An 11,575-nucleotide genomic window follows, 5' to 3' on the forward strand; every position below is an offset into this window, starting at 1 on the left:
CAGTCACCAGTCACCAGTCACCAGTCACCAGTCACCAGTCACCAGTCACCAGTTAAGAAACGGAAGGTAGGATGTTAGGAATAAATCGAGATTGTTCATTGTTCATTGAAAATAATGCGTCCCGGTCTTATCATCGTTGCTCCGGCTTTGATGGCGAGGAGATAATCGCCGGACATTCCCATCGAAAGCTCGGGTAGGGTTAGGGCGATCGCCTCGTTTTGTTCGATCTCGTCTCTGAATGCTCGGGTGGCTTGAAAGGCTGCCACTTGTTCAGCCTCTGAGAGTCCTTTGGGTAAAATTGTCATCAAACCTTGAATTTTGAGATGGTCAAGGCGGGTGAGTTCTGGGAGATCGGTGAGTAATTGCGATCGCGTCCAGCCGGATTTATTGGGATCGGGCAAGATTTTGACTTGTAGGCAAATTTGAGGAGTGCGTTGTCTTTCTCGGGCGAGGCGGTTGAGGCGTTGAGCGAGTTTGAGACTATCACAAGAGTGGATCCATTCAAATCCTTCGATAACTTTTTTGGCTTTATTGCTCTGAATGCGGCCGATAAAATGCCAGCAAATATCTTCTAAGTCTTGAAGTTGCTCTTGTTTGGGTAATGCTTCTTGAATGCGACTCTCGGCAAAATCTCGTATTCCCGCTTGGTATGCCTCTCGCATGGCTTCTACGGTCACTTGTTTTGTGACGGCGATCGCTTTGACCCCCGAGGGCAACTGCTGGCGAATTCGATGCAGGCGATCGGTAATAGAATCAGTCATTTCAGTGAACGATGAAGGGCGTTATTGGAATGTACGCTGATGAATGGCTTGCAGGTCTTTATATTCCGCCTCGGCTCTAATACGACGCAGTTGGCGCAAACGATTTTCGACCACCAGACGGGCATCAGAGCGTTTAACGGGTTCAAAGCTCAAGTTCTCGCGATGGTAAGTCACAAAAAAAAATAAACGCTGAGCGTAAAGGGTCGTATATAATTCTCGATTGTCTTCAATAGGGCAAACTTTGAAGAGCAAACCAAATGTAGGGTGATTGAGATAAGTTTCGTTATTGTTATCCATCGATCGCGAAATAAGTTACCCGTTTTGAAGAAATAGTGAAGAGAAAAAACAATGAAAGAAATTGGCCAAAATTCTTGCTACCAAGGGATTTGCCCTTAGCCATCATAGCTCAAATTTGTCTTTCCCGCCTTCATCGATTGTTGAGGTCGAGAGACGGCACATTTATACGGCACATTTATACTGAGTGCAGTTGAAGTATTAAATTCGCCAAATCCAACCGACCTGTTATTCATTGCTCATTGTTCATTTGCTAAACTGCCCATCCCCAAAGCAAGCGTCCCCATAACAAAAGTAGCAAAATTCCTAGGGCAATGCCATCACCCCATCCCAAGCGGAGTTGATGCCATTGAACCCGGTGGCGATCGGGACTGGTAAAGCCGCGCACTTCCATGGCGATCGCAATTTGTTCGGCACGCATGAGCAGGTTTTCCAATAATCGTTCGGCGACAATGAGCCAAATTTTAAAACTTTGACGCAGGCCGAGTTTTTTCCAATTAATGGCGCGAGTGGTGACGGACCGGAAAAGATTCTGGATTTCCTCTAATACGAGGGGGATAAAACGGAGAGAGAGGGTTAAAGTTAGGGCAATCTCGGTAACGGGAACGTTAAAACGACGCAAGGGCTGCATGAGGTCTTCCAAACCGGCAGTAATTTCTTCGGGGGCAGTCACAAGCAGGTAAAGGCTGCTACTGTAGATCAGCACGAAAAGAATGGTACTCAGGCGTATCGCCAGATCGAGAGATTGACGAGTGACTTGAAAGGGTCCCACCACCAGCACAATATATTGATAAGCGGTTTCGGGAGCAAATTCAAAGACTGATTCGGGCAAGCGCGGTTGCGAGGTTACAGCTACCCCGTCGTTAATAATACAAGTGACAACAAAGGAGATCGTACAGACAATGAGAAGCCAGCCGGCTTGCTGTCGCCATGCTCTCAGGGGAATGCGTGCGGTTAAGGTAATGATAATTAAGAGTACGGCGAGGATAATGCGCCAACTCGAACTCGACATCACCGGAGTAATGAGAAAACTCAGTAACCAAACCAGTTTGATCCGAGGATCGAGGCGGTGCAGCCATGTTACGGGATGTTCGAGATAGAGTCCGAGAGGGAGCGATCGCAATAAATCCATCTTTTCAATGAGCAAGGAGCAATGAGCAATGGGAAACCAATAATATCCCAATCCCCATTAATATTAAATTTAGATTGAGGGAAATTACTGCAACGGGTTATCTTGATGGAGAATGGGACTTCCGTACAAACAATTCCGCGTCACGAGCTTCGCCAGTTGGTTTGCAGCCAATTGCATATGCTTTTGGAGCGAGAAAATTGGGAGGGGGCGAAAGCGTTACTCATTCCCGTGCAACCGGTCGATATTGCGGAAGCGATTGAAGGGTTGCCAGATTCGATGCAGGTGATCGCTTTTCGCTTGCTCTCGAAGGATGAGGCGATCGAGGTGTACGAGCATTTGGATTCCTCGGTACAACAGAATCTCATTCAAGATTTTAAACGACAAGAGGCGATCGAGATTGTGGAAAATATGTCCCCGGACGATCGCGCCCGTTTATTTGATGAATTACCGGCGAAAGTCGTCCGTCAATTATTGGCTCAACTTAGTGCAAAAGAACGTCAAGCAACGGCATTATTGCTGGGATATGAAGAGGATACTGCCGGGAGAATTATGACCCCCGAGTATATTTCTCTTAAGGAAAATATTACAGTTACGCAAACTCTCGATCGCATTCGCGCTCAAGCGAAGGCTTCGGAACTCATTTACTATCTTTATGTGACAGATAATGCTCGTCGTTTAACGGGAATTGTTTCGCTGCGGGATTTAGTGATTTCTTCTCCAGAAAAAACCCTTGGGGAAATTATGACGCGGGATGTGGTTAGCGTGACGACGGATATGGATCAAGAAGAAGTGGCGCGATCGATTCAACGTTACGATCTTTTGGCATTACCGGTGGTGGACAAAGAGGCGCGTTTGGTGGGGGTGGTGACGGTGGACGATACCATTGATATTTTAGAGCGGGAAGCGACGGAAGATATCTATGCAATTGGAGGAGTTCAAGCGGATGGGGATAATTATTTTCAAACCAGTTTATTAGCGGTCGCCCGCAAGCGTATTTTTTGGTTGTTAATTTTGTTGGCGACCAATACGGTAACGGGGGCAATTATTCAAACCCAAGGGTCTTTGTTGGAATATACGGGACAGGCGATCGCGATCGCAGCATTTATTCCCCTTTTAACGGGGACGGGGGGAAATATTGGGGCTCAGTCTTCAACGGTGGTGATTCGAGGTTTAAATACGGATGAGTTAAGAGCTTTGGGTCCTTTACAAGTCATTTTTCGCGAGGCAATGGCGGGGCTATTGTTGGGGACTTCTTTGGGGATTATGGCGACTTTATGGGCGCATTATCTGATGCAAAAAACCTTTTTTGTGGCGATATCTGTGGGGAGCAGCTTAGTGGTCATTTCTCTATTGGCTTCGGTTTCGGGGTCTTCTCTGCCTTTTTTATTCCGGACTTTAGGTCTCGATCCGGCGTTGATGTCGGCTCCTTTTATTACGACGGCGGTGGATGTGTTAGGGGTTCTGATTTATTTTGCGATCGCACGGACAATTTTGAGTTAGACAATTTTGAGCGAAGGGAGGTAGCATGAGGCAAAAATATAAGAATATGAAGAAGATGCACCACAGAACACAGAGAAGTAAAAGTTATCTTCAACTTCTCTTAAACAAAAAACCGGAGGTAATCCCTAAGAATGCACTTTCTCTCGAATAAGCACATCGGGATCGTCCGCGACAAGTTGCCAGCGATCTTTTGCGCCTAATTGTTCTAAGGCCAATAAACAGGCATATTTGAGATGGAAAATCGGTGTTTTCAGGTGTTCTTCTAATAATGGGATTGCTTTTTTGTCGCCAAGATTTCCTAAAGCGATCGCTGCAGCCGCCCGAGATTTCATAAATTGCGGTTCGGTATTATAAAGACCTTCGACAATCGTGTCGTAGGCGGGAGCATATTGCAACCATCCCCATAATTTCAGTACGTGATAGTGCGCCCCATAGTCATTAATTGCCTCGCGATCGTAGGTTTCTCGTAAGGCTTCTCCTGCTTGTTCTGAGTAGCGATCGAGAAGGGTTTGGCTGGCGAGATAGCACCGCCCAAAATCTGTATGATATAACTCGCCTAAAACAAATTCTAAGCTGGGGGGTTGATCGTATTCGTGAACGAATTCGAGATCGTTGGGATAGTCTCTGACGACGCGATCGCAAAGGGATTCTATCTCGGCAAAAGTGATTTTTCCCGCCGCAATGCCTTCGGCTGCCAAAAGACGAATTCCTCGTAGGCGAAATGCCACGGAAACGGGACAGCGAGCAATCTGAGGAATGGCGGTATAAAACTTGGCATCGATGAGATCTTGAATGCAAGAACGCCGAACCATCACATTAGAATGTTGGAGAAATTCAATCACTTTCTCCATTCTCGCATAGTCTCCGGTCAGGCGACAGGTGGCAGTTATCGCGGCGGTGGCGATGAGTTCGTCTTCAGCGTCGATATGTTGTTCGATGCGTTCTAAAGCGGGTTTATAGTCAAAGTTAGCGAGGATTTGAATAATCGTTCGATAGCTTTGTTCGGGTTTGTTTAATAATTGAGCAATTTCTGCTTTAATTTCCTCATCATCCGTGCCAACTTCACCGATCGCCCAAACAGCATTTTCTACCATGTAGCGATCGCTTTCTTGCAAACAAGTGCGAATAGTCGGAATTGCTCTTTTGGCGTTTAAACGCCCCAAACTTTCGATCGCCTTGCGTCGAGCAATATGATGCGCTTGCTCGGGGTTCGTATCGCGAATGGTATCGATTAAGGCATCGATGGAGGCTTCTGAGGGAAAATTAATGAGATGGGATGCGGCGATATACAGTTCTGAAGGATCTTCTAACTCTGCAAAAGGCGTTCTTAAAATGGCGATCGCCTTTTCTTCGCTCAATCCCGGAAACATATTGAAAAATCTTCGATCCATGTTGTTTTAGGTTATTGATAAGAGAAAATCAGAAATTCAGAAATTAATAGAGAATTGACAAACATTCGTTGCTTATCAATTCTCTCTCTCGATCTAGCCGTTAAAAACACGACTGCGCCACTTGTTCAAGCGAGCGCTACCAACCGTTGCTAATCGTTGTGCATCGGCGACTTTCTCTCGCAGGGTTGCAATTTCCGAAATTTGCTGCTCGGAGCGTTCCTGCAAATCGGCATAAGTTTCTAGCTGTCCATTGGTCGATCCCGTTTCCCTCGTCAATTCCGCCGGGAAACTCGTGTTAGCAGAGGGAGCAAGGGTTTCCCATTTATTGGTTACGCTCGACTCAAAGGACGCAAAAGGACGCAATTCTGACAATTGCTTTTGTAACGTCGTCAATACTTCTGCCTGTTCGCTGCATTGACGTTTTAAGTCTTGGTAGTCCTGGGAACGAGAATCGCCTTGTAATGGTGCAGTGGATTCCATTTTGGGTCGCAGTACCCAAGCCAGTAGCTTCTTAACATCTGTGGGTTTGCGGTCTCCAAAGGGAATGTTCTCCATAATGGCTTCAGCCACTCGAGGCTTATTGTCTTTGTCGCTACTCGAATTACTCGGCTGAATTTGCAACGTATTGAGGAAGCCTAACAGTTTCTTACCGGTTCGCGTTTTGTAACCTTGAGCAAAGGGAACGGTATCTTCACCAAAAACTTCTTGATACTCATCGCTATCGAGATAAGAATCAATATCGGCTTCAAAGCCAGCTTCATCGAGAATCTTGCTATGTGCTTTTGTTTCCGAGTAGTCATCGGGAGCCCGACCGAGGAGATGTTTAAAGTTCAACTCAATAGCTCGGTAGCGCGGACAAGTATCGAAGAAACGAGAACGATATAACTCTGATTTGGCAAGCCGACGCACGAACTCGCGCACGCTCAGTTCTCCTCGCTTAAATTGGGATTCGGGAACGACCATGCGCTCGCTTTCCATGATGTGAGCATTCCCTAAAACCTGACGATAGGTTGCTCGGATAATAATTTCGAGATCGGCTTCGGAAGCATTGGGATGGACTTCAAACGGATCGATTTCTTCAAAAGCTCGATACTGGCTTTGGAGAACTTCATTGCGAAGTTGTTCGTGTTTTTCCCGAGGAGAAAAAACTTGTTGAGTTTGAGGAGAAGTGTAATGATAACTCGGTGCAGCGTATTTCCGGAGTATGGGCAAGAGGGTAATTGTGCTGGGGCGATCGGCTAAAAGCGATCGCGTCAGTCGAGAAACACTTTTATTGCCATAGCAGGCATCGCTACTCGCAGAACCGCGCATGAGAGGGAAGAAATGCGTAAACCCTGCCATATTTTGACCGGGTTGAGTTTTATAACCGCGATAAAATGGGACAATATTTTCGCCAAAAGCAAGCTGATATTCTTGGCTGTCAATGTAAGAATCAATTTCAGCTTCAAAACTAGATTCGTCAAGCAAGTGTGTTTGTGTGAGAATCTCTTCATAGCTTTCGGGAGCGCGACCGAGAAGATGCTTAAAATTAAGTTCGATCGCTCGCAAGCGGGAACAACTATAAACAAACAAAGAACGATACAGTTCTGATTTGGCGATTTGGCGCACGAATTCTCGCACGCTAATATCTCCTTTTCTGAGTTGAGATTCGGCAACGGTAAGGCGTTCGCTCTCCATCACATGAGCATTGCCCAGTACCTGCCGATAAACACCGCGGATTACTAATTCAAGTTCGGCTTCCGAAGCATTCGATCGCAATTCAATGGGATCGGTCTCTTGAAATAGGCTCACCCCTAGGCGAGCAGCTTGACTGATAACGGGTGAAATAAAGTTAATCATTGTTATCGCAATCTAGTGTTAAACGAAATATTTGTTGAAAGAGATTGAAAATTATCCAATCCAACTCGAAAACTTGAGAGATAATGAAATCAATTGCATAGTCTAACCACTCCCTCGGCTATATATAAAATCTACAAAGCACTTTAAGCGGCACAATTTCTTACGATCGCCCTCGAGTTTTTATCGTTGCATTGACTCTTCTGTCAGTTTACCAGTCACGATGTCATCTGAGAAGATAAGTCTTAATACTCGCGGATATTGCCCTTCCTTTGACAATGGGTTGCGCGATCGTCAAAACTTAGGTGTAAGTCATTTGCACGATTGGTTATGACCAGTACCCCCAACACCGAATCTCTATCAGGAGGAGATGCGATCGCTCTTCAACAAAAAGCAACAGATGTTTTACTCGCTCGAGTTCGCGAACAAGTTGCCCAACAAGCGTTTGACCCGAATAACAAGGAAGCAATTGAGCAAATGGTGGAAAGTTTTGCGGATTCTCGGGGTATGGTGCGTTTGGCGATCGCGGAAACTCTCGGAAAAATCGGCCAACCCGCTCTCCCGTTTCTCATGACTGCCTTAGAGAATCATTCTAATCCGGTCGTGCGGCGGGCAAGTGGGAAAACGATTACCCTGATTGCCGATCCTGTTGCCATTCCTGTATTAATCCGCGCCCTACTCTACGATGACGATACCGTGGTCAAAGGGTCGGCGGTGGGAGCCCTCGCTCGCATGGGTAAGAAAGCTGTCCCGGTTTTGCTGGAAATTATTGCTTCCTCAGAACACCCTCAAAGTATTAAGGGTCACGCAGCGTGGGCGTTGGCTTTTATGGGGGCGCAGATCAAGGAACAGTTATACACTGGCATTGCTTCTGATTCTGGGGAAGTGCGCTGCGCGATCGTGGCGGCGATCGGCAATCTCGTTCAAGAAACGAAAGATGAAAAAGGGTTAAGTTTATTGATTTCCGCTTTACAAGATTCTGATGCAATGGTACGAGCAGAAGCAGCAACTGCTTTGAGTCAATTGGATGAATCTCCCGAGGTGATTTCGGCTTTGCTTTCTTGTTTGCAAGATCGGGACGGAGAGGTGAGAAAAAATACGTCTTTGGCTTTGATGAAATTGGGCGATCGCAATATCTTAGAGTCCCTACAAGCAGCATTAGAACGCGAAACCGAGGAAGGAGTTAAAAAAGCGATCGCGTTGGCTATTTCTCGCCTCGAGAACAAAGTCGAAGAAGAAGACGATTGGTAAAATAAATAAAAGTTGCGATCGGAGGTTTCCATGATTCAAGCACAAACTCAACCGAAATTGATGACGCTAGATGAATTTCTCGACTGGTATCCTGATGGGTATCGTCGTTACGAGTTACATAATGGAGTTATCGTCGAAATGCAGCCTAGAGGAACCCACGAACAAGTTGTTAGTTTTTTAGCTCTTGAGTTAGGCATAGAAATTCGGTCTGCCAATTTCTCTTACTTCTCTGTGACTCGCTGTCTAATTCAATCAATCGATAGCGATCGCTCTGGGTTTAACCCCGATATTACCATTCTCGATCGCAATGCTCTTGAAAACGAACCTCTCTGGGAAAAGCGATCGACTCTTGTGCAAGGCGAAACGATTAAATTAGCCATTGAAGTCGTGAGTAGCAACTGGCAAGATGATTATTTAATGAAGGTCTTTGAATATGAAAAATTAGGCATTGCTGAATATTGGATTGTTGATTATTTGGGTTTGGGAGGAAAGCGATATATCGGCAATCCCAAACAACCGACAATTTCAGTTTACCAAATCATCGAGGGTGAATATGAGGTTAAAATGTTTCGAGGAAGCGATCGCATTGAATCCTCAATCTTTCCCGATTTAAAATTAACAGCAGAGCAAATATTTTCCGCAGGTTCGCATACTCAATAACTCGTTAATTCTTATTCTCGACTCCCAATTCCCTGTTGCAAAACCTCTAAAACTTGAGCTAAATTACCTGATAATAATGCAGACACATCTAACCACAGACTTTGGTAAACTTCACTTTTAATAATTCCTTGTTCGTTGGGTTGCAATTTTATATATTTTCCTTCTCTCAGCCTAAACCAATCGAATTTACGATCGTAAACTCGCCACACTAAATATTCTTGAACTTGGTTGCGTCGGTATGCTCTTTGTTTATCGTGTAGATCGATAGAAACCGTAGAAGCTGCAATTTCAGCAATTAATTCTGGCGCACCTTTAACATAGCCTTTCTCGGTAATTATTGATTGTCCACCTTCTTTTATTCTCAGTAAAGCATCGGGTTGAGGTTCATTTTCTTCATCAAGAATCACCGTACAATTATCCCCTAATTGTAGGTTAGGTGTTAGGCTTTTATAAAAGCCAAGCCAGAGAATGATATTAGCGTGAGGTTCTCCGTGTTGATTAATGCGTAAAGGCGATCCTATATAAACAATTCCTTCGATTAATTCTGCCTTTTTCAGATGAGGCATTTTTTCATAACGAGTTTCAAATTCGTAGCGCGTTAATTTATCCCCATTTTCTAAAGGGGGAAGCAAATTACTGGGTTTGAAGGTTGCTTGGGTCATCATGCTTCAGAACCTAAAATTTGTCGTCAGAGGATGTTTTTTATTACTTTTCCCAATTTCGCTAATGGGACTATTTTAACACGATTCCGGTCGATAAATACGACCAATTTGGCGATCGCGTTTAATTTCCACCACGACATCCGTTAGAATAGGATTGCGAATCAAGGGATCGATAAATAATTTCGGATGTAATGCCTTCCAAAAGTATTCAACAAATTGCTCGATTTCTTCATCGCTCATGCCTCCTCGTCCTGTCGCTTTCATCTTTTGTTCTGCTTCCTTGCGCCATTCTTTGCTCAGGCGATAATCTTCAGGATATAACACCATCAAACGATCCAAACGATGCCATAATGCCACATAATCGATAAGGCGATCGTTCATATCTCGAGCAAATTGAATATCTTCCGGGCTATTAATCGGATCCGGAGCATTTTCAAAAATATTATTATCGGGAATGGGACGCACTCCAACAAACCAACCTTCAAAAATAACGATATCGACAGGGTTAATTACTTCTGGTTGTGCTTTATCTCCAGCACCTTGACAAGCGGACTTATCAAAGCGAGGAACAACGACGGGTTTGCGTCGATTATCTTGACGTAACTTATCTAAGAGATCGACCCCAATTTCAACGTCGTGGGTTCCCGGGGGTCCTCGCCAAACCAAGCGAGGATCGTATCGTTGCAATTGCTGGCGTTCGATATAAGATTTATAGAGATCGTCAAGAGAAAAAGTGACACTCGTATAGTCTAATTCTTCCAAAATCAGACGCACCACGGTTGCAAGGGTTGTTTTTCCCGTTCCTTGTCCCCCTAAAATCCCCTGAACCACCGGACGATCCAGTTTTTGGCGTTCGGCGACGAGTTCGAGGGAGAGGGGCAACCAGAGATTCCAAAGCGTCCGCAGAATGGTTTCGCGATCGCTTAACCCCATCTCTTGACACAATTGCAGCACTTCCGGGGCAATGGTTGGGAAGAGTTGCGATCGCTCTTCAACCCGGCGGCGATCGCCCTGCTGACTTAACCCAAAGGCTTGATTGTGATTGGCATTGGCCAATTCTTCGGCAATAATTTTGTTGTATGTTTCCACGGTTTCAATAATCGGCCAGTACTTAAAGTATAATAAAACTTATTCTCTTTTATCTCACGAATTGAGCTTAAAGGCTTCTAGAATAAAGCCAAAAACAAGACCAATTTTAAAAGCATTGAGAGCATCCCCAAAGAATGTTTGCCTCATTGCGACTGGCGATCGCACCCCTCCTCGACGGTAAACAAAACGGCTAATCATTTCGACAATTAAAGCACTCATTGCGGCAGCCGAAACGTCTAATATTGCCAGTTGTCCCGTAGTACTGGTAATCGCACTCGCAGCAAAAAAGCCAACAAATAAGGCGAGGAAAATAACAGAAATGCGTCGCCACGGGTTGTTAATGAGTTGAAATAAGCGATCGCCCAACGCATTCGCAATATTATTCAAACGAGTATTTTGCATCTTTATTATTTGTTATTTGTCTGGTGACTGGTTCGATTCGCCAAGGGAACGCGCATCGCTGGTGACTGGTGACTGATAACGGTCTGTTTCATGCCCCATTCGTGCATTGAATCAATGACAGGTTTTAAACTTTGGCCCAACGGAGTGAGAGAATATTCAACCTTAGGAGGAACTTGAGCGTAAACTTCTCGATGTACGATGCCATCAGCTTCCATCTCTCGCAATTGCTGAGTGAGCATTTTTTGGGTTATTCCTGCTAAAGCGCGTTGCAATTGGCCAAAACGCCGAACTTCGATAAATAACTCCCGCAGAATCAACACTTTCCAGCGTCCACCGATCGCTTTCAAGGTTATTTCAACAGGACAATTAACTTTTTTCCTATCGGTTGCCTGTGCCATAGTATCTTTTTGGGTACTACCTTACTTTAAAGTGCATACTTTTCAAAATCACTGTACCCAGTATAAAGTTTATATAGACGAAAAACAAACTGTAGATCGTCTGAGAAAACTTAGCCAAAACTTATTCGCCCATTCAATTTTAAAATGGCGAGGCAACAGAAAACAAACCGTTTTGTGATGGAGCGCATAGCAAGCTCTA

Annotated in this window: 12 protein-coding genes; 3 read left to right on the plus strand and 9 right to left on the minus strand. The window is 44.9% G+C overall.

Going from position 1 to position 11,575, the window contains the following annotated elements; all coding sequences use genetic code 11:
- Positions 1-95: 95 nt before the first annotated feature.
- From AC6RV6_RS12840 to AC6RV6_RS12850, 3 genes are all read right to left on the minus strand, one after another.
- A complete protein-coding gene (locus tag AC6RV6_RS12840; RefSeq protein WP_500241246.1) occupies positions 96-761 on the minus strand; it encodes a YggS family pyridoxal phosphate-dependent enzyme in 666 nt (221 codons plus the stop codon).
- Positions 762-782: 21 nt separating this feature from the next.
- Positions 783-1,058 (minus strand): transcriptional coactivator PipX, encoded by a 276-nt coding sequence (gene pipX / locus AC6RV6_RS12845; protein WP_500241247.1) that lies wholly within the window; start codon positions 1,056-1,058, stop codon positions 783-785.
- A 250-nt stretch (positions 1,059-1,308) separates the two neighbouring features.
- Positions 1,309-2,187 (minus strand): energy-coupling factor transporter transmembrane component T family protein, encoded by an 879-nt coding sequence (locus tag AC6RV6_RS12850; protein WP_500241335.1) that lies wholly within the window; start codon positions 2,185-2,187, stop codon positions 1,309-1,311.
- Positions 2,188-2,292: 105 nt separating this feature from the next.
- Here AC6RV6_RS12850 and mgtE point away from each other — a divergent pair, with 105 nt between their 5' ends.
- A complete protein-coding gene (gene mgtE / locus AC6RV6_RS12855) occupies positions 2,293-3,687 on the plus strand; it encodes a magnesium transporter (RefSeq protein ID WP_500241248.1) in 1,395 nt (464 codons plus the stop codon).
- A gap of 125 nt (positions 3,688-3,812) precedes the next feature.
- Here mgtE and cpeY read toward each other — a convergent pair whose 3' ends face one another.
- Both cpeY and AC6RV6_RS12865 read right to left on the minus strand, forming a co-directional pair.
- Entirely contained in the window at positions 3,813-5,078 is a 1,266-nt protein-coding gene (gene cpeY / locus AC6RV6_RS12860) for a C-phycoerythrin alpha-cysteine-82 phycoerythrobilin lyase CpeY (protein WP_500241249.1), read from the minus strand.
- 93 nt (positions 5,079-5,171) lie between these two features.
- A complete protein-coding gene (locus AC6RV6_RS12865) occupies positions 5,172-6,917 on the minus strand; it encodes a phycobilisome rod-core linker polypeptide (RefSeq protein ID WP_500241250.1) in 1,746 nt (581 codons plus the stop codon).
- A 327-nt stretch (positions 6,918-7,244) separates the two neighbouring features.
- Between AC6RV6_RS12865 and AC6RV6_RS12870 the strand changes: the two genes are divergently transcribed.
- Both AC6RV6_RS12870 and AC6RV6_RS12875 read left to right on the plus strand, forming a co-directional pair.
- Positions 7,245-8,165, plus strand: a complete 921-nt coding sequence (locus AC6RV6_RS12870; protein WP_500241251.1) for a HEAT repeat domain-containing protein — start codon at positions 7,245-7,247, stop codon at positions 8,163-8,165.
- A 30-nt stretch (positions 8,166-8,195) separates the two neighbouring features.
- Complete coding sequence (locus AC6RV6_RS12875) at positions 8,196-8,825, plus strand: Uma2 family endonuclease (protein ID WP_500241252.1); 630 nt, start codon at positions 8,196-8,198, stop codon at positions 8,823-8,825.
- 11 nt (positions 8,826-8,836) lie between these two features.
- Here the strand turns inward: AC6RV6_RS12875 and AC6RV6_RS12880 are convergent, their stop codons facing one another.
- From AC6RV6_RS12880 to AC6RV6_RS12895, 4 genes are all read right to left on the minus strand, one after another.
- A complete protein-coding gene (locus AC6RV6_RS12880; RefSeq protein ID WP_500241336.1) occupies positions 8,837-9,487 on the minus strand; it encodes a Uma2 family endonuclease in 651 nt (216 codons plus the stop codon).
- Positions 9,488-9,562: 75 nt separating this feature from the next.
- Complete coding sequence (locus tag AC6RV6_RS12885; protein WP_500241253.1) at positions 9,563-10,576, minus strand: glycerate kinase; 1,014 nt, start codon at positions 10,574-10,576, stop codon at positions 9,563-9,565.
- 54 nt (positions 10,577-10,630) lie between these two features.
- Positions 10,631-10,978, minus strand: coding sequence for a DUF565 domain-containing protein (locus AC6RV6_RS12890; protein WP_500241254.1), 348 nt, complete (start codon positions 10,976-10,978; stop codon positions 10,631-10,633).
- Positions 10,979-10,983: 5 nt separating this feature from the next.
- Positions 10,984-11,376: a winged helix-turn-helix transcriptional regulator gene (locus AC6RV6_RS12895; protein WP_500241255.1), complete on the minus strand. Its 393-nt coding sequence runs from the start codon at positions 11,374-11,376 to the stop codon at positions 10,984-10,986.
- Positions 11,377-11,575 lie beyond the last annotated feature (199 nt).

The organism is Spirulina sp. LEGE 11439, assembly GCF_059821285.1.